General features: G+C 63.8%; 15 protein-coding genes. 11 read left to right on the top strand and 4 right to left on the bottom strand.

Features of this window, described 5'->3' with window-relative positions; all coding sequences use genetic code 11:
* Positions 1-109: 109 nt before the first annotated feature.
* A complete protein-coding gene (purU, locus tag FQU74_RS17075; RefSeq protein WP_146287691.1) occupies positions 110-994 on the bottom strand; it encodes a formyltetrahydrofolate deformylase in 885 nt (294 codons plus the stop codon).
* A 205-nt stretch (positions 995-1,199) separates the two neighbouring features.
* Between purU and FQU74_RS17070 the strand changes: the two genes are divergently transcribed.
* The 3 genes from FQU74_RS17070 (at position 1,200) to FQU74_RS17060 (ending at position 4,839) form a co-directional block, all read left to right on the top strand.
* Positions 1,200-2,354, top strand: coding sequence for an iron-containing alcohol dehydrogenase (locus FQU74_RS17070; RefSeq protein WP_146287690.1), 1,155 nt, complete (start codon positions 1,200-1,202; stop codon positions 2,352-2,354).
* 220 nt (positions 2,355-2,574) lie between these two features.
* Positions 2,575-3,645, top strand: a complete 1,071-nt coding sequence (locus FQU74_RS17065) for an ABC transporter substrate-binding protein (RefSeq protein WP_146287689.1) — start codon at positions 2,575-2,577, stop codon at positions 3,643-3,645.
* Positions 3,646-3,852: 207 nt separating this feature from the next.
* Positions 3,853-4,839 carry a DUF1254 domain-containing protein gene (locus FQU74_RS17060; RefSeq protein WP_206665052.1) on the top strand — a complete coding sequence of 329 codons (987 nt, stop codon included), beginning with the start codon at positions 3,853-3,855 and terminating at the stop codon, positions 4,837-4,839.
* Here FQU74_RS17060 and FQU74_RS17055 read toward each other — a convergent pair.
* On the bottom strand, positions 4,833-5,537 hold the full coding sequence (locus FQU74_RS17055) for a DUF1045 domain-containing protein (protein WP_146287687.1): 705 nt from the start codon (positions 5,535-5,537) through the stop codon (positions 4,833-4,835). The genes FQU74_RS17060 and FQU74_RS17055 overlap by 7 nt on opposite strands.
* Before the next feature lie 211 nt (positions 5,538-5,748).
* Here FQU74_RS17055 and FQU74_RS17050 point away from each other — a divergent pair, with 211 nt between their 5' ends.
* From FQU74_RS17050 to FQU74_RS17035, 4 genes are read left to right on the top strand one after another with little or no spacing between them, the layout of a single operon-like run.
* Complete coding sequence (locus FQU74_RS17050; RefSeq protein WP_146287686.1) at positions 5,749-6,552, top strand: UDP-2,3-diacylglucosamine diphosphatase; 804 nt, start codon at positions 5,749-5,751, stop codon at positions 6,550-6,552.
* Complete coding sequence (locus FQU74_RS17045; protein ID WP_146287685.1) at positions 6,549-7,685, top strand: ceramide glucosyltransferase; 1,137 nt, start codon at positions 6,549-6,551, stop codon at positions 7,683-7,685. The genes FQU74_RS17050 and FQU74_RS17045 overlap by 4 nt, the downstream gene beginning before the upstream one ends.
* A 1-nt stretch (position 7,686) precedes the next feature.
* On the top strand, positions 7,687-8,244 hold the full coding sequence (locus FQU74_RS17040) for a DedA family protein (RefSeq protein ID WP_158635624.1): 558 nt from the start codon (positions 7,687-7,689) through the stop codon (positions 8,242-8,244).
* Positions 8,241-8,912 carry a glycosyltransferase family 2 protein gene (locus FQU74_RS17035; protein ID WP_146287683.1) on the top strand — a complete coding sequence of 224 codons (672 nt, stop codon included), beginning with the start codon at positions 8,241-8,243 and terminating at the stop codon, positions 8,910-8,912. Before FQU74_RS17040 ends, FQU74_RS17035 begins: the two co-directional genes overlap by 4 nt.
* 3 nt (positions 8,913-8,915) lie before the next feature.
* Here the strand turns inward: FQU74_RS17035 and FQU74_RS17030 are convergent, their stop codons facing one another.
* Complete coding sequence (locus tag FQU74_RS17030) at positions 8,916-10,358, bottom strand: lipopolysaccharide biosynthesis protein (RefSeq protein ID WP_158635623.1); 1,443 nt, start codon at positions 10,356-10,358, stop codon at positions 8,916-8,918.
* 155 nt (positions 10,359-10,513) lie between these two features.
* Here FQU74_RS17030 and asnB point away from each other — a divergent pair, with 155 nt between their 5' ends.
* A complete protein-coding gene (asnB, locus tag FQU74_RS17025) occupies positions 10,514-12,400 on the top strand; it encodes an asparagine synthase (glutamine-hydrolyzing) (RefSeq protein ID WP_146287681.1) in 1,887 nt (628 codons plus the stop codon).
* The gene (locus tag FQU74_RS17020) at positions 12,397-13,539 is read left to right on the top strand and encodes a glycosyltransferase family 4 protein (protein ID WP_146287680.1); all 1,143 of its coding nucleotides are present in this window, start codon (positions 12,397-12,399) and stop codon (positions 13,537-13,539) included. The genes asnB and FQU74_RS17020 overlap by 4 nt, the downstream gene beginning before the upstream one ends.
* Here FQU74_RS17020 and FQU74_RS17015 read toward each other — a convergent pair.
* A complete protein-coding gene (locus FQU74_RS17015; protein WP_158635622.1) occupies positions 13,536-14,210 on the bottom strand; it encodes a polysaccharide deacetylase family protein in 675 nt (224 codons plus the stop codon). The two genes, FQU74_RS17020 and FQU74_RS17015, sit on opposite strands and share 4 nt — an antisense overlap.
* A gap of 214 nt (positions 14,211-14,424) precedes the next feature.
* Between FQU74_RS17015 and FQU74_RS17010 the strand changes: the two genes are divergently transcribed.
* Both FQU74_RS17010 and FQU74_RS17005 read left to right on the top strand, forming a co-directional pair.
* Positions 14,425-15,636, top strand: a complete 1,212-nt coding sequence (locus tag FQU74_RS17010; protein WP_146287678.1) for a hypothetical protein — start codon at positions 14,425-14,427, stop codon at positions 15,634-15,636.
* A gap of 322 nt (positions 15,637-15,958) precedes the next feature.
* Entirely contained in the window at positions 15,959-16,828 is an 870-nt protein-coding gene (locus tag FQU74_RS17005; protein WP_308423082.1) for a sugar transferase, read from the top strand.
* Positions 16,829-16,838: the final 10 nt, after the last annotated feature.

Below are 16,838 nucleotides of genomic sequence, written 5' to 3'. Positions count from 1 at the left end.
GCACCTCCGCAGGGGAATTGCCTCGATGCACAAGCATTGCGCAGCAGCAAGAACGCAAAAAGGCCGGGACTGACCCGACCTTTTTCACGCTGCCTAAAGCTGAAACGTCTCAGCCCATGCGTTCTGAGGCGTAGGAGCCGGGCGAGGCCGGGAACACGACTGTCTTGTTGCCGTTCAGGAAGACGCGGCGATGCACATGGGCGTGGATGGCGCGCGACAGGACCGCAGCCTCGACATCGCGGCCAAGCGAGACATAGTCTTCATTCGACTGGGCATGGCTCACGCGGATGATGTCCTGTTCGATGATCGGGCCTTCGTCCAGATCGGCGGTCACGTAATGCGAGGTTGCCCCGATCAGCTTCACGCCTTTTTCAAAGGCCTGCTTGTAGGGGTTTGCGCCCTTGAACGACGGCAGGAACGAGTGGTGGATGTTGATGATCCGCCCCGACATTTCCTTGCACATCTGATCCGACAACACCTGCATATAGCGCGCCAGAACGATCAGCTCGGCCCCCGAGTCGCGCACGATGCGCATCTGCTCGGCCTCGGCCTGCGGTTTGTTCTCTTTGGTAACCTTGACGCAGTAGTAAGGAATGTCGTGGTTCACCACGACCTTTTGATAGTCCATGTGGTTCGAAATCACCGCGACGATATCAATCGGCAGCGCCCCGATGCGCCAGCGGTAGAGCAGGTCGTTCAGGCAATGGCCAAAGCGGCTGACCATGATGATGACCTTCATCTTCCGCGATTCGTCATGGAAGTCGAAGTTCATCGAGAACTTCTTGGCGGTTTCGCCAAAGCCCGCCTTCAGCTCGTCCAGCGACTTGCCCTGCTGCGAGGTGAAGCTGACGCGCATGAAGAACTGGCCGGTCTCCAGATCGTCATATTGCGAGCTGTCGGTGATGTTGCAGCCGCTGTCGGCCATGTAATTGGCGATGGCGGCAATAATCCCGCGGGTCGACGGGCAGGTGACAGTGAGGGCGAATCTGGACATGGGCATCCTCTGGGTCTCTATGCATCGGTTCTACACTGCGCCACAAAGGGCATCTGCGGCGTAGAACGTCACTCCGACGCGCATAACCGTCATTGCTGTCGTCCGAGTGCAAGCCCGATCGGTGGGCTTGCCTGCGATTGGCGGCGGCGGTTACAGATTCGCTGCCTCCGGGATCGGCCGGACGCTGGCCCGGAAAAGGACTGACATGCCTCTCCCATTCTCATTCGCGACGGCAACCGAGATCCTGTTTGGACGGGGTCAGGCAAATTCCGCGCCGGGCCGGGTGGCGGCACTCGGGAAAAGGGTCTTGCTGGTACTGGGTGGCAATCCCACACGAAGCGAGGCGCTGGCAAAGGGTCTTGCGGCGGCGGGATGCGCGGTCGAACGCTTTGCAGTGACCGAGGAACCCGATACCGCGATCATCGAATCCGGCGTCACGATGGCCCGCGCGACCGGGGCCGAGGTAGTGGTGGCTCTTGGCGGCGGGGCGGTCATCGATGCGGGCAAGGCCATTGCGGCACTTGCCCCCGCCACCCGCCCGATGATCGACCATCTGGAAGTTGTTGGCGCGGGTCTGCCGCTCGATCACCCGCCCCTGCCCTTCGTGGCGCTGCCGACCACTGCCGGGACCGGCGCCGAGGTCACACGCAACGCCGTGATCGCGGTCAAAGAGCACGCCCGCAAGGTCAGTCTGCGGGATGCGCGGATGCTGCCCCGGATTGCGATTGTTGATCCCGCTCTGACCGATGGCTGCCCGCGGGCGATCACGCTGGCCTCGGGCCTTGATGCGATCACGCAGGTGATCGAGCCCTATGTCTGCACCCGCGCCAATCCATTGACCGATGCGCTGTGCCGCGATGCGATACCGCGCGGTCTGTCTGCGCTGATCCGTCTGATGCAGGCCGAGGATGCGCAGGCGCGCGATGAGATGGCATGGGTCAGCCTGTGCGGTGGGCTAGCGCTTGCCAATGCGGGGCTGGGCGCTGTGCATGGGCTGGCGGGGCCGCTTGGTGGCATGACGGGCGCAGCCCATGGCGCGATCTGTGGCGTGCTGCTGCCGCATGTCCTGATCGCCAATCGCGCGGCGGTCACCGATGCGGCATTGGCCGCGCGACTGGACCAGGTGGGCCGCTGGATAGCCGCGGCATTTGATCGCACCGACGGCGCGCTCGGCCCCGCCGCAGCGCATTTAGCCGATTGGGGACGCGCCAGCGGCCTGCCCGGATTGACCGCACTTGGCGTCGACGCCGCCGTGATGGCCGCCGCGGCAGAGGCCGCCGCCACGTCGTCCTCGATGAAGGCGAACCCCGCGTCGTTGTCCGCCGAGGTACTTCTTTCGGTCATGCGCGCCGCCGCCTGATTGCACAGCGAACGGGCGTTTGCACGCGATACGATCAACTTCGCAGGATTGATCAAAAAGAGGCTGTTGCCCTGCACAAAGTTTGTTCTAGGGTGAGCGCAAGCTGGTCGATCAGGGATTCACGTCCATCTGCGACGCCAGCTTGAACTTGCGGCCCTGGGGCCGTCCGAGAAGCCGCAGTCAGAAAAGAAACTTGCGGTCCAACACTGGGAGCCAACGAATGAAGAAACTGCTCGCCCTGTCCACCGCCCTGTCGGCCGTGGCCCTGTCTGCTTCGGCGGATGTGACGGTCATGTCCTGGGGTGGTTCCTATGCCACCAGCCAGATTGAAGCCTATATCAAGCCCTACACCGCCCAGACCGGCGTCAAGGTCACCATGGTTGATGCCGACAACCCGGCCACCCCGGTGAAGGCCATGGTCGAGGCCAACAACGTCACCGTCGACGTTGCCGACGTCGAATACGCCGACGCGATTCGCCTCTGCGACGAAGGCATGCTGGAAACCATCGACCCCGCAATTCTGCCGGCTGCCCCCGATGGCACCCCTGCAACCGAAGACTTCCTGCCGGGCGCGCTGACCGATTGCGCGGTGTCGACCATCGTGTTCTCGACGGTCTATGCCTATGACACGACGAAGTTCCCGGAAGGCCCGACCACGATGGCGGATTTCTTCGATCTCGAGAAATTCCCGGGCAAGCGCGCCATGCGCAAAGGCGCCAAGGCGAACCTCGAAATGGCTCTGATGGCCGATGGCGTCCCGGCTGCCGAGGTCTATTCGGTGCTCGAGACCCCCGAAGGCGTCGATCGCGCGTTCTCGGTTCTGGACAAGATCAAGAAGGACACCATCTGGTGGGAAGCCGGCGCACAACCGCCGCAACTGCTGGCCGATGGCGAAGTCGCAATGACCACCGCCTATAACGGCCGGATCTTTGCCGCCGCCGTGTCCGAGGGCAAGCCGTTCCAGACCGTATGGGATGGTCAGGTCTTCGAATACGACCTCTTCGTGATCCCGAAGGGCGCGCCGAACCTGGAAGAAGCCAAGAAGTTCCTGGCCTTCGCGACCGACACCCAGCGTCTGGCCGATCAGGCCAAATGGATCAGCTATGGTCCCGCACGCAAGTCGTCGGCCTCGCTGGTCGGGCTCTATTCCGACGGCAAGACCGAGATGGCACCGCACATGCCGACCAACCCGGACAACATGAAGAACGCGCTGCCGTCGTCCTATGAGTTCTGGGTCGACCGTGACGCCGAGCTGAACGAGCGTTTCAACGCCTGGCTCGCCGCCAACTGATTGCGTGACTGCCTTGGCCCCGCTGTGAGCCAGGCATTCGCCACCAAAACCCAGTCATGGCCGGCTTGTGCCGGCCATGGCCTTTTCAGGGCATGAATTTTCATGCGACCGTCACGGATCTGTGCAACCTGCGGCCTTTTCTGCCGCCTCAAGGTATTTCAATCGATGGAGACCAGAATGGTTTTGAAATCTGCAACTCTTACCGCCATGCTCGCTCTGACCGCCGGCGCCGCCCTGGCAGACCCCAAACCCGTGAATGCTGTCACATTCATCCGGGCGGAAAGTGACCGCTACATGGGGAACATGGTTGCCGCGCAGGGGCTGGGCAAAATGGTCCACGAACGCACGACGACCCCGCTCGACAAGCAATCCATCATCCGCATGAACCTCGACACGCTCTACTCCTCGGGCGTCTACGACTTGTCGGCGGGGCCGGTCACGGTGACCCTGCCCCCGGCCGATCCCAAGCGCTATGTCGCCCTGCAGATCGTGTCGCAGGATCACTTGACGCCCGCAGTGCTGCATGAAGGAACGCATACGATCACGCAGGAAGAGGTCGGAACCCGCTATGTCGCACTTCTGGTGCGGGTGTTCCTCAATTCTTCCGATCCTGACGATCTGGCACGTGTTCATGCCGTGCAGGATTCGATCAAGGTCGAACAGGCCGCGGCCGGCACCTATGAGGCCGTGGACTGGGACAAGACCTCGCTTGATGCAGCACGCAATGCGCTGCTGAGCCTTGGCGCACTGGGGGACGCGGGCTTTGGCATCCCGATGGGCACGAAGGACGAGATTGACCCGATCGCGCATCTGGTGGCAACCGCAGCTGGCTGGGGCCTGAATCCGCCGACCGAGGCTGTCTACAAGATGGTCACCCCCGCACAAAACGATGGCAAGACGCCGCATCAGGTGGTGATGAAGGACGTCCCCGTCGATGCCTTCTGGTCGGTCAGCGTCTATGACAAGGACGGCTTCTTTGCGCCGAACAGCCTGAACGTGAATGCCCTGAACAGCGTCAGCGCCAAGGCGGCCGCCGATGGTAGCCAGACCATCCGTTTTGGCGGTTGCGACGCGGGCGTGGAGAACTGCATTCCGATCACCGAGGGCTGGAACTACACGCTGCGGCTCTATCGTCCGCACGCCGAGGTGATCGATGGCAGCTGGACCGCACCGGTGGCCGAGGTGGTTCAATAACCGAGCCGTTGCGCGCCACCCTTAAGCGGGTGGCGCGACAGCAGGACGAACTGCCCATCATCTGCCTTTTCGCCAAAGAGGCACAGATCCTCGATACGGTAGGGCCGGGGCAAGACCTCGTTGAACCATGCCCGCAGGATCGGCGTGGCCCGGTCTGTAAGTTCCGGCGATAGCCGGTCTGTCAGCGTCATGTGAAAGCGGAACTCTTCCAGTACGTAAGGATAGCCCCAGAGGGCGAGCAGCTCTCGCTGCCGTGGCGTCAGGCGTTCTGGCCGCCTGCGGGCGATCTCAGCCTCGGTCAGCGGGGCACGAAAGGGATCGAGTGCGCACACAACCTCGGCCGCCAGATCCTGCAAGGCCGCACTCTCCGCTTCGGGGACTAGCGCAAGAAATCCGCCTAGCGGGCGCATCTCCAGCCCGGTCAGGACTACCGGTGGCAACCGGGCGGCCAAGGCGTCAAGCGCTTGCACAAGCCCCTCGACGGTCTGACCTTCGCGCAGTCGAAATGGCGGCTTGATCGTCGCATGAAAGCCGTATCGGCGGGGCTCACCGGTCATCTCCCCGGCTGGCAGGCCCAGGTCAGGGTGCGGCGCAACCTGACCGCGCTCGGCATCCCAGCCCAGCCAATCCGCGGCGCGACGGGCGAGCCCTCCGGCCGGTGGGGCGTGGTAGATGGCATAACGACGGATTTCGGTCATGGTCTGCCCTGCGATGCGAATGGCCGCAACCTGCCTTAATCGCAGGCATTTTGCGACGGAAATCCGCATCGGGGACGTGAGTGCTGGCGATCGCTGCGAAATGCTTCGGCCTGTCACCCCGCTGTCGCCTAACCTTCACACAGGTGACGCGCGCATAGGTCAGTGTCCCGGCAAGAAGGCGCATAACCGAACCGGTCATCGGAGCCCGCTCATGGACCTTGCCCAGCCGACACTGCATCATCGCGCCCTGTTCCTGTCGGATCTGCATCTGGGCGCGATGGGAAGCCGGGCTGATCGGTTGCTGGAGTTTCTGCGCGGGGTCAGTGCCGATACGATCTATCTGGTGGGCGATGTGCTGGATCTGTGGCACCCGCGCCGTCCGGTCTGGGGTCAAGCTGAGGAAGCGGTGCTCAGCCTGCTGTCTGATCGCGCCGATCGCGGGACACGGGTGGTCTATCTGATCGGCAACCACGATGCCGCGGCGCTGGCCGACCGGCGCCGCCTGCCCCCCAGTTTTGAAATCGCGCTGGAATGCCTGCACCGGGCCGGGAATGGGCGCTCCTATCTCGTGTTGCACGGTGACGTGGCGGATGCGCGCATCTTCCGTTCGCACCTCTCGACCCGGATCGGCAGCTGGACGAACAGCGGCCTGCGCCGTCTGGACCTCGCCCTGTCACGCCTGCGCCGCCAGAGCCGCGTCGAGCAGCGCAGCCTGATCGAGGCGGCACTCGCCGGAGTGAACGCGCTGATGGCGCTTGGGTCGCGGCACGAGCGGCGGTTGATCGCCATGGCCCGCGCGCTTGGTCAGGACGGGGTGATCTGCGGCCATTTTCACAAACCCATGCTGCACCACGACCACGGGCTGACCTACGCCAACTGCGGCGACTGGATGGACAGCTTTACCTCGGTGGCCGAAGATGCGGATGGCCATCTGAAGCTGGTCCGCTGGCAGGGCGTGTCTCAGGACGCGCGTGCAGGTCAGGACGATCCTACCCTTGTCGGGGCTGCACGATGATCCTCTGGACGATCGCAATTTTCGGCGGACTGCTTTTGCTGGCGCACTGGGTATCGACCCTCATGGTCATGCGTCGCTTGCGCCGCGCACCAGAGGTCGCCGAACCCGCGGCGGGCTGGCCGCGCATCACGCTGCTGCGCCCGGTCTGCGGACTCGACCCTCAGGATCGCCAGAGCTTCGCCTCCAGCTTTTCCCAGACCTATCCCGATTGGGAGCTGATCTTCTGCGTCGCCCACCCTGATGACCCGGCCATTCCGGTTCTGCGTGAACTGATCGCCGCGCACCCGCATGTGCCTGCGCAACTGCTGATCGGTGAGACCCGGCTGACCGGGAATCCGAAGCTGAACAACCTGTTGAAGGGGTGGGATGCCGCAACCGGCAGCTTTGTCGCGATGAGCGATTGCAATGTGCTCTTGCCGACCGACTATCTGCGCCAGCTTGCCGCCAGATGGCGCCCCGACACGGGGCTTGTCAGCGCGCCGCCGCTGGCAACGCAACCGAGCGGACTTTGGGCTGCGGTCGAGGCCGCGTTCCTGAACGGCAATCAGGCGCGGCTGCAACTGGCGGCCGACTGTCTTGGCGCGGGCTTTGCGCAAGGCAAGACGCTGATGTGGCGCAAGGCGGATCTCGATGCGGTGGGCGGATTGCCCGCGCTGGCCCGCGATCTGGCCGAAGACGTGGCCTGCACCAAGGTGGCGCACGCCATGGGCCGCAAGGTGCACCTGACGACACGGCCTTTCCCGCAACCGATCGGGCAGCGCAGTGCGGGCGCTGTCTGGGCGCGGCAGTTGCGCTGGTCAAAAGTGCGGCGCGCGGGCTTTCCCGGCATGTTCCTGCTGGAGCCGCTGAATGGCCCGCTGATCCCCTTTGCCGCCCTTGCCCTGCCTGTGCTGTCGGGTGCGGCGCCGGCCGCCGCATTGATCGCCCTGCCCGCGCTTTGGTATCTGCCCGAGTGGGCGCTGGCCCGCGCGGGTGGCTGGCGCTTCGGCGGGATCGACCTTTGCGCTGCAGTCATCCGCGATGCGCTGTTGCCCGCGCTGTGGTGTGCCAGCCTTGGCCGTCAGGGGTTTGACTGGCGCGGCACGGCGATGGCGGCGTCTGAGGCCCGCAACGACGCGATGCCCACGGTGTGACATGGACGATATCTGGGCAGAGGTGATGCGGCTGGTCTCGATCTGGGGACTGTGGGTTCTGCTGCCGGTCACGATCATCGAGGGGCCGGTCGCAACCGTGATCGCAGGCTGGCTGATCAAGATCGGGGCACTGCCGATCCTGCCGACCTTTGCCGCTGTTCTGGCAGGCGACGTGATCGGTGATCTGCTCTACTACGCCCTGGGCCATCAGGGCCTGCGCCGCATGCCGGAACGCTGGCGCGCTCGGCTGGGCCTGAACGAGCGGCGCATCATGGCGCTCAGCGCGCGCTTCGACCGTGACGGCATGGCCTTTCTGATCGCGGCCAAGCTGACCCATGGCGCCGGCGCCCCGGTTCTGGCGGCCGCAGGGATGGCAGGCATGCGGATCTTGCCCTTCCTGTTTGCCAACACGGCCGCAGGTGGCGTGAAGGCCGCAGCCCTTCTGACGGTGGGCTATATCCTCGGGCAAGAGGCGGTGCTGGGCTGGCTTCTACCCGCAGCGGGGCTGATCGCGGCCCTCGTTCTTCTTGTCAGCCGCAGGCAGAGGCCGCTCGCATGACCCGGATCAGCTGCATCATCCCCGCCTGGAACGAGGCCACACGAATCGGTGCCGTGCTGTCGGTCGCCCTTGATCACCCGATGATTGACGAGGTGATCGTGGTCGATGATGCGAGCATCGATGATACCGCTGCGGTGGTGGGCGCCTTTCCCGCGGCGCGGCTGATCCGTCAGCCCATGAACGCAGGCAAGACGCGGGCTGTCGCGACGGGTGTTGCGGCGGCGCGGGGCGATCATGTGCTTCTGCTCGATGCAGACCTGCAGGGGCTGACGCCAGATGCGATCACGGCGCTGGTGATGCCGGTCGTGCGCAAGAAGGCGGATACCACGATCTCTCTGCGTGGCAATGCCCCGGCGCCATGGCGGGCCATCGGGCTCGATTACATCTCGGGCGAACGGGTGGTGCCGAAGGGACTGCTGGCGGGGCTGGAACCACAGGCCCGCTTTGGGCTTGAGGTTGCGATGAACCAGCGCATCCTCGCGCAGCGCCTGCGGCTGACCATCGTGCGCTGGCCTGCCGTGCGCAGCCCGCTGAAGGCGGAAAAGATGGGGCTTTGGCGCGGTCTGCGCGCCGATGCGGGCATGATGCGCGACATCTTCCGCACCATCGGGCCGACGACGGCAGCCGCGCAGATCTTGGGGATGCGCCGGTTGGCACGGCAGGGTTAGCGCCTATTCGGCAGGCTCGGGCACCCGGCGCCGCCGGATCAGCATGTGCCCGCCCACCAGCGCGCCATAGATGACCCCGCCCAGCAGGGCGAGCGACACCAGCCGCAGCGGCGGGCTCAGATCCGCAAACCAAAGCCGGTCTGCCAGAATGCAGACCGCCGCCATGATGGCCGTCGCCAGCGCCGGACCGCGCAGTGCCTGCCACAGCACCTCGGGACCAAGGCCCGAGAATCGCCGCGCCAGTGCCCAGCTGATCGCCGACAGGATGATCGCCAGCACCACCTGCCCCATAGCCACGCCCTTCAAGCCAAAGGTTGCGGCAGCAATCAGTAGGGGCGCCGCAATCACCAGGTTGCCGAGGTTGATCCAGGTCAGCACCTGTGGACGCCCCGTCGCCTTGTAGACATCGCCCACGTTGAATCCGACGGCGTAAAACATCGCGTAAAAGGCAAGAATGCGCATCAGATCCGCCGCCTCGGCCCATTTCGCGCCGTAAAGCGTCAGGATGAAGGGCTCGGCCGCGATGGCGAGCCCCGCCGACATCGGCAGCACCAGAAGGAACAGCCGCCCTAGTCCCTTGCGAAACATCCGCTGCAAGGCTTCAGGGTTCTGGGCGGTGGTCGCAAGCGCAGGGAAGAACGCCTGACTCGCCGCCCAGACGAGGCCCATCACCGAAAGCTCCACCAGCGAGAAAGCCAGCGTATAGTGCCCCAGTTGCGCCGCATCGAAGCGATAGCCGATGATGGTCACGTCGAGTTTCTTGATGGCGAGGCCCAAGAGACCAAGCGCTGCGATATTCAGACCATAGGGCAGAACCTGCCGCAGGATGCTGGGCCGCAGCGACAGCCTCGGCGTCCAGTCCGAAAGCCGCCAGAGCAACGCAAGGCCCACGACGACCCCTGCAATCTGGCTGAAGACAAGGCTCCATGCCCCGAACCCCCAAAGCGCCAGCGGGATGCCCACTGCCCCTTTGGCAATCGCCTTCAAAAGCTCCGGCATCAGCCGTTTGCCGAACTGCATGCGTTTTTGCAGGATGCCCGAGAATACGGAAGCCGGCGCGCTGATCAGGGCACAAAGCGCAAGCGCGCGGATAATGCCGGTGGCCTCGGGCTCGTGAAAGAACGCCGCAATGGCAGGGGCCAGCGCCAGCACCAGCGCCACGATGATGCCCGCCGACAGCAAGCCCACCGCCAGCGCCACAGGCGCGGTTTCCTCAACGTCGGCGCCGTGCCAGACGACGGCGGCCCCTGTTCCGGCCTCGGCCAGTGTCTCGGCCACCGCCAGCACCAGCAGGCCAAGCGCGACCAGACCGAAATGCTCGGGCGCCAACAGTCGGGCAAGGATCACCGTGTTCAGAAAGACGATCAGCTTGCCCGCAAAGAACCCGGCATAGTTCAGCGCCGCGCCGGTAACGATCTTGCGGTCGATATTGCCGTGCTGCGGCATTCCTGTGCTTCCTTGACCTGCGTGCACACCGCGCGCACCCATTTGGACCCCACGCCACAAGGCACGGAAATTGCGGTTGTCTTGCCGCAGATTCCCCCGGATGATAGCGCAATGATCTTCATGTGCGCCATGGCGCCGCGAGACATGGGGCGAGTATGTGCGGCCTGTTTGGCGAGTTCGGACAAGATGTCCTGCGAGATGAGGCAGCACTTGCCGCAATTTCTCGCAGCATTCGGCATCGCGGACCCGATGATGACGGCCTTGCAACAGGCAATGGCTGGATGTTGGGTTTTCGCAGGCTGGCGATTCTCGATCTTTCCCCGGCCGGCCATCAGCCGCTTTTCCACGACGACGGCCGCTATGTGCTGGTCTATAACGGCGAGATCTACAACTATCTGGAACTGAAGGCGGAACTTCTGGCCGCGGGCGAGCGGTTCCGCAGCGGCACCGATACCGAGGTGCTGCTGAAGCTGCTGATCCGCGAAGGCGCCGCGGCCCTGCCCCGGTTGAACGGAATGTTCGCCTTTGCCTTTGTGGATATGGAGCGGCGCAGTTTTGTGGTGGCCCGCGACCGGCTTGGGGTCAAACCGCTTTATCTGCACCACCGCCCCGGTCAGCTGCGCTTTGCCTCGGAACTGAAGGCCCTGCTCGAGTGGCCGGGCGCCGAGCGCCGGATCGACCGCGGGGCGTTGGCCGATTATCTGGCCATGGGCTATCTGCCGCATGAAAGCTGCATCTTTCAGGGCTACGCCAAGCTGGCACCGGGCCATTTCCTGTCCGGCAGCATTGACGGGCCAGAGGTCGTCCCGCAGCGCTGGTGGCAGGTCACCATGCAGCCCGAAGATCGCGGGCCGGACCGGGACGATGCCTTGCTGGAAGAGCTTGATGCGCTTCTGGACGATGCCCTGCGCATCAGGATGCGCAGCGATGTGCCAGTGGCCCTGCTACTGTCCGGCGGCATCGACAGCGGGCTGGTTGCGGCATATGCCGCCCGCACTGGCCAGCCGCCGCTCGCGCTTGTGGCGGGCGTCGGCAGCCCCGAGATGGACGAGACCGACCTCGCCCGCGCCACCGCCAAGCATCTTGGGATCGACCTGCGCGAGATGCAACTGACCGCCGACAGCCTGAAGGACGTCGACCACGTCGCCACAAGCTTTGACGAACCCTTTGCCGATACGTCAGCCCTGCCGACACTGCGGATCTGCGAGGCGGCGCGCCAGCATGCGACCGTCCTCTTGACTGGCGATGGCGGAGACGAAGCATTTGGCGGATATCGCCGCTATCTTGAGGCGCAGCGGTACAAAAATCTGATGAACCTGCCCGAAGGCGTGCAACGGCTGGCCTGGGCTGCGGGTCGTGGCTGGTTGCCGCCGCGCCTGGCCTATCGGCTGGCCAAGGCCACGCTACCCGACGAGTTGCTGGGCGCGGTCTTTGATGGCTTCGGGCTGACCCGCGATCCGGCACTGGCATTGATCTTGCCCGACGGGCTGACAACAGCGCCTGATGTTGCCGCCCCCGTCGCCCGTGCCTGGGCGAAATCGGCAGGGCTTGACCTTTTGTCGCGACAGCGCGATTTCGACTATCGCTGCTACCTTACCGATGACGTGCTGGTGAAGGTCGACCGTGCCTCTATGGCGCATTCGACCGAGGTGCGCTCACCCTTCCTTGATTACCGGGTTGTCGAATGGGCAGCGCGGCTGCCGCACCGGCTCTTGGTGGATGATCGCCACGGGAAGCTGATGCTGCGCAAGCTCGCGGCGAAGATGCTGCCCCCGGCCGTGACCACCGGCCGCAAGAAGGGGTTCGGCGCCCCGGTGGACGACTGGTTCCGCACGCCGGGCGGCGCGGCGATGATCCGTGACCGGCTGGTCGCAAACGCGGTGCCCGACCTCTGGAACCCTGACGGTGTCGCACAGGTATTGGCCTTGCATCTGGCGCGCAAACGCAACTATGGCGATATTCTGTGGCGTTTGCTGGTGCTTGAAGCCTGGCACCGGCGCTATCTGGCGCCTGAACTGTCGGACAAGGGCCTGGCCGCATGACCCCATTGAAAGTCGCAATGTTGACGCAGGTTTACCTGCCGTTCATCGGCGGTGCCGAAAAGCAGCTTGCCGCCGTGCTGCAACGCCTTCCCGCCTATGGGATAGAACCGATGGTCATCACCCGTCGGCATGATGCAAGCCCCGTCGATGACCGGGTCGAGGGCGTTCCGGTGCACCGGATCGAGGTGGGCCGCCACCGGGAGCTTGCTTCGATCACCTATACTCTCAAGGGCATTCTGGCGCTGCGCCGCTTTCGCCCCGATGTCGTCCATGCATTCGAGTTGCGCTCGCCCTCGACCACCGCCGTCGCGTGGCGCGCGCTCAGCAGGACGCCGGTTCTGGCCAAGGTGTTGCGCGGGGGCACCCTTGGCGATATCGCGGCCCTGTCGCGCAAACCGTCCGACCGCATGCGTCTGCAGCGTATCCTGCGCAAGATCGACGCCTTTGCGGTGATCAGCCGCGAGATCGATGATGAGCTTGCGGCCGAGGGTGTATCTGCCGAGCGGCGACTTTTCATCCCGAATGGCGTCGATCTTGACAGCTACCTACCCGCGACGCCGACCGAAACGACCAGCTTGCGCGACGAGCTTGGGCTTGGTGCGGGGCCTGTCGCCCTTTTCGCAGGTCGGCTGGAGCGGGAAAAGCAGGTCGACCGCCTGATCGAGATCTGGCCACGTGTGCGCGCAGCGGTGCCCGGAGCGACGCTTGTGGTCGTGGGCACGGGGTCACTTGAGGAGAGCTTGAAGGCCGGCGCGCCTGAAGGCGTGCGCCTTGTTGGCAAACAGACTGCGATGCGGCCATGGTTCGCCGCATCAGACGTCTTTGTGCTGCCATCGCTTGCCGAGGGACTGTCGAATGCGCTACTTGAGGCGATGGCGATGGGCCTGCGCTGTGTGGCGACCGAAGTGGGTGCCGCGCCCGACCTGCTGGGCGATGGTCTTGGCAGTCTTGTTCCGGTGGGCGATCCAGATGCCCTGTGCTCGGCGCTCAGCTCCGCGCTGGCGGCCGCGCCGGACGCGGCTTTGGCGCAGCGCATCCGTGCACGGATCGAACGCGATTACAGCATTGATGCCACCGCGCGCAAACTGGCCGAGGCCTACCGCAAGCTCGCCCACCGCCCGGCCCAGACGCCGGCCTAGACGAAGCGCCGCCGTACCCGGCCGATCAGACGTCTGACCTTGCGCAGAAACCGTTCATCGCCCCGGATCAGATCAACGTAGTCCTGTTCGGTCATGTCGGCCCGCATATTGGTGCGCGGCGCCATGAATGCGCCGCGCTGAAAAGAGCCGCCCTCGTTCGTGGCAAGGCGCCTGTACCCTGCGGCGCGCGCGGCGGCGACGACCTGCCGGTTGAACCGCCCGAACGGCACCGACGCACGATCGATGGTCGCCCCGCAGATCCGCTCGAGCGCGGCACGCGATCCCTCAAGCTCGGTCCGCAAGGTATCCGGCGCGATCTCACGCCAGTTCAGGTGGTGCATGCCGTGGCTGCCCACGCCCATGCCTGCACGGTGCAGGGCGTCGATCTGGTCGGAAGCCAGAGATCCCGGCTGATCGATGCGGCCCGTCAGCACGAAGAAGTCCGCCGTCAGCCCGCGCTCGACCAATGCCGGAAGCGCAAGGTCATGGTCAGAGGCATTGCCGTCATCGAAGCTGATATAGACGGATGACGGGTCAGGCAGCGACAGCACCGCATCAAGGCAACGGTAGAAACGGTCCGCGCTGATCCAGTAGCGGTCCTCGCCACGTTCGAGACTGCGCTCCGGCTCCCCGATGCCGTGAAAGACAATCCCCCTGCACTGGTCATTCATCAATACGGCCTGCCTTTGTCGCGCCCCGGCGCAAGATGGGTGAACCAAGACGCCCTTGGCAGAATCAACTGCATCGTTTAGCCGCGTCACGCAACATTGATTGGCAGTGCGGGCTGGACAGGCAAGCCCGATTGTGCACTTGCAACATTGCCTGTTGAACAAAATCCACGCTCGGGGCAGCATCCCCCGGGTTTGCCGATGGAGTATCCTGTCAATGTTTTCGAATCTCACACGATCGATTGCGCTTTTTGGTTTGTTGCTTGGTGGTACTGCGGCCGAGGCCGCACAGGAACTTTCCGGCCAAAATACATGCCAGCCCGGAACGGGCAGCGTGAAGCTTGTCGCGCCGCCGCCGGCGCCGCTTCCCGAACTGACCGCCGCGAACCCCAAAGTACAGCGCAAGCTGGACCGGCGCGGCACGATCAACCTCTTTGGCCCCTGGGTGGAAACCGGACATCATCCGGCTTCGGACTACGGCCTGACCTGGCATAGCTGGGATGAGGCGCCTGCAGGCAACTCGATCTGGCTGAAGGAAATGTACTGGGCCTATTTCTATGACCGGCCCGACAGCCGGAGGGCCGCCTACCGCTTCCATGTGCCAGAACTGGACAACTTCCTTGAACCCGAACGCTGGGAACATGACCCGGAGTATGGCAGCACTTATCGCATCGCCTATCGCACCCCCGGTTTCGTCGAGTATTCCGCCGAGGTCGCAGATCGCATGCTGAAGGGCACGGGCGCCGAAGGCCTGATGTTCGACTGGTGGATCGACAACCACCCGAAGATGGACCGCAGCGAGGTGCAATCGATCCGGCAGGCAATGGCCAAGGCCATCCGCGCCAAGGTTGGCGACGAGCCGATCCTGCTGGGCAACGTCGGACGCGAGAAGGAAGTCGCGACCATGGGCCAGTTGAACGGCGTGTTCATGGAATACTGGAAGAAGGTTCCGGCAGACGGTTATGACTGCCCCGACCTTCTGCGCATGGAAGAGCTGATCACCTATTATGACGAGGCCTTGCAGCAGCCCAAGATCGTTGCCTTCGAACCATGGCGCATCAGCCAGACCAAAGGCGATCAGGACCGCCGCAGCCCGGTGAACCAATATCTGGCCAAGCTGTTCAGCGCCATGGCCAGCGTTGCGCCGCGTAACGGCTACATCCTCTACACCGACAACCAGCGCGACACCGACGCAAGCGACCACGAACATGTCCGCTATGACTTTTACAAGACCGATCTTGGCCGGGCAGTCAGCGGCCGCACGATCATCGCGCCGGGCATCAGCTACAAGCGGTTCGAGAAGGGCGTGGCGATCTACAACATCTCGCGTCAGAATGCCGTGGTCGATTTTGATGGCAAGACTATCGAGGTCCGCTCGGTTGAAGGCCTGTTTTGTACTGAACGAAAAGACGGGTTCGACTGCATCTGAACCCATGCTCGGACGGGCTTGATTCCCGGTTTCGCCCTCGGCCGATTCAGCAGGTCGAGGGCGAAACAACTTCAAGTTGTTAGCGCAAAAGATCTTTCGCGCAAGATCGCATGACAGTTTCCATTTATTGGGCGAATTGGCCGCAATCCCGAAATGGTAGTGTTGCCATCCTGCGCACATCGCAGAAATTGCGGCTGAAATGCGGCGCAGGACTAGACTTGGCCCCGCTGGTCCCGGTAATCTCGGTTGTGGGTTGGCTGTTGTATGTGCCACGGGGTCGAAATGATCCCATGTTTACGACCGGGTTGGTCAAGCGCGGCGCATGCAAATAGCTTCGGTTTGGGCCGGGGCGCTACCAGATTTGATCGAGTTTGCCCGGCTTCCTATGCGGCCGGGAACCGAACTTTGTAAGTGTTGGATTGTTTTTTGTGGGGGTGGCAAATTGGTAAATCTGGATATGGGCCCGAGTCGGCAAGCCCAGTTGTCGGCGGCGCAAAATCTGATCCGTGCAGGCAACGACGTAGCAGCCGGCACGCAATCCTATCAGTCCGAGAGGGCATCCTCTGCACACCAGGCCATACAGCTTGGCCGGACGCCTGACTGGCGGTTTCGCGCGTTTGACGTAACCATGGTTATCCTTGCACTGCCCTTTGTGCTGCCAATCCTGCTGATCCTTGCACTGTGCGTGAAGCTTGATGACCCGTCGTCGCCCGTGTTCTTCACGCAGACCCGCTATGGGCGCGGCGGTCGCCCGTTCCGCCTGTTCAAGATCCGCACCATGGTTCCTGGCGCCGAAAAGATGAAAGAGACGCTTGTCGCGCTAAGCGAGGACAAGGGCGCGGGCTTCAAGCTTGAAAACGACCCCCGCATCACCAAGCCGGGGCGCTGGATCCGCAAGCTCTATCTCGATGAACTGCCGCAACTTCTGAACGTGCTCCGGGGCGATATGGCCCTTGTCGGACCGCGCGCCAATTCGTACTCGCCCGACACCTACGAGCCGTGGCAGCGTCAGCGCCTTGCCGTGCGGCCGGGGCTGACTGGATCATGGCAGGTGATGCTGAACAAGCCGCAGGACTTTGCTCAGCGGTGCCAAATCGACATCGAGTATATTCGGACAAAATCTTTCCGCGGTGACCTTGGAATTCTGGTGCAGACGCTGGTCGTCTGCCTTTACCGCCACACTGGCGTCTGACCGGCGCGCG

This window comes from Gemmobacter aquaticus (genome assembly GCF_007859075.1).
Lineage (GTDB): Bacteria > Pseudomonadota > Alphaproteobacteria > Rhodobacterales > Rhodobacteraceae > Gemmobacter > Gemmobacter aquaticus.
This window is presented reverse-complemented; position numbering and strand designations above follow the sequence as displayed.

Excerpts from the sequence above, each read along its gene's own strand:
- FQU74_RS17040 (WP_158635624.1), top strand. The coding sequence starts at position 7,687 with ATGGACGATATCTGGGCAGAGGTGATGCGGCTGGTCTCGATCTGGGGA.
- asnB (WP_146287681.1), top strand. The coding sequence starts at position 10,514 with ATGTGCGGCCTGTTTGGCGAGTTCGGACAAGATGTCCTGCGAGATGAG.
- FQU74_RS17035 (WP_146287683.1), top strand. The coding sequence starts at position 8,241 with ATGACCCGGATCAGCTGCATCATCCCCGCCTGGAACGAGGCCACACGA.
- FQU74_RS17060 (WP_206665052.1), top strand. The coding sequence starts at position 3,853 with ATGCTCGCTCTGACCGCCGGCGCCGCCCTGGCAGACCCCAAACCCGTG.
- FQU74_RS17015 (WP_158635622.1), bottom strand. The coding sequence starts at position 14,210 with ATGAATGACCAGTGCAGGGGGATTGTCTTTCACGGCATCGGGGAGCCG.
- FQU74_RS17030 (WP_158635623.1), bottom strand. The coding sequence starts at position 10,358 with ATGCCGCAGCACGGCAATATCGACCGCAAGATCGTTACCGGCGCGGCG.
- FQU74_RS17050 (WP_146287686.1), top strand. The coding sequence starts at position 5,749 with ATGGACCTTGCCCAGCCGACACTGCATCATCGCGCCCTGTTCCTGTCG.
- FQU74_RS17070 (WP_146287690.1), top strand. The coding sequence starts at position 1,200 with ATGCCTCTCCCATTCTCATTCGCGACGGCAACCGAGATCCTGTTTGGA.
- FQU74_RS17020 (WP_146287680.1), top strand. The coding sequence starts at position 12,397 with ATGACCCCATTGAAAGTCGCAATGTTGACGCAGGTTTACCTGCCGTTC.
- FQU74_RS17045 (WP_146287685.1), top strand. The coding sequence starts at position 6,549 with ATGATCCTCTGGACGATCGCAATTTTCGGCGGACTGCTTTTGCTGGCG.
- FQU74_RS17055 (WP_146287687.1), bottom strand. The coding sequence starts at position 5,537 with ATGACCGAAATCCGTCGTTATGCCATCTACCACGCCCCACCGGCCGGA.
- FQU74_RS17005 (WP_308423082.1), top strand. The coding sequence starts at position 15,959 with ATGCAAATAGCTTCGGTTTGGGCCGGGGCGCTACCAGATTTGATCGAG.
- FQU74_RS17010 (WP_146287678.1), top strand. The coding sequence starts at position 14,425 with ATGTTTTCGAATCTCACACGATCGATTGCGCTTTTTGGTTTGTTGCTT.
- purU (WP_146287691.1), bottom strand. The coding sequence starts at position 994 with ATGTCCAGATTCGCCCTCACTGTCACCTGCCCGTCGACCCGCGGGATT.
- FQU74_RS17065 (WP_146287689.1), top strand. The coding sequence starts at position 2,575 with ATGAAGAAACTGCTCGCCCTGTCCACCGCCCTGTCGGCCGTGGCCCTG.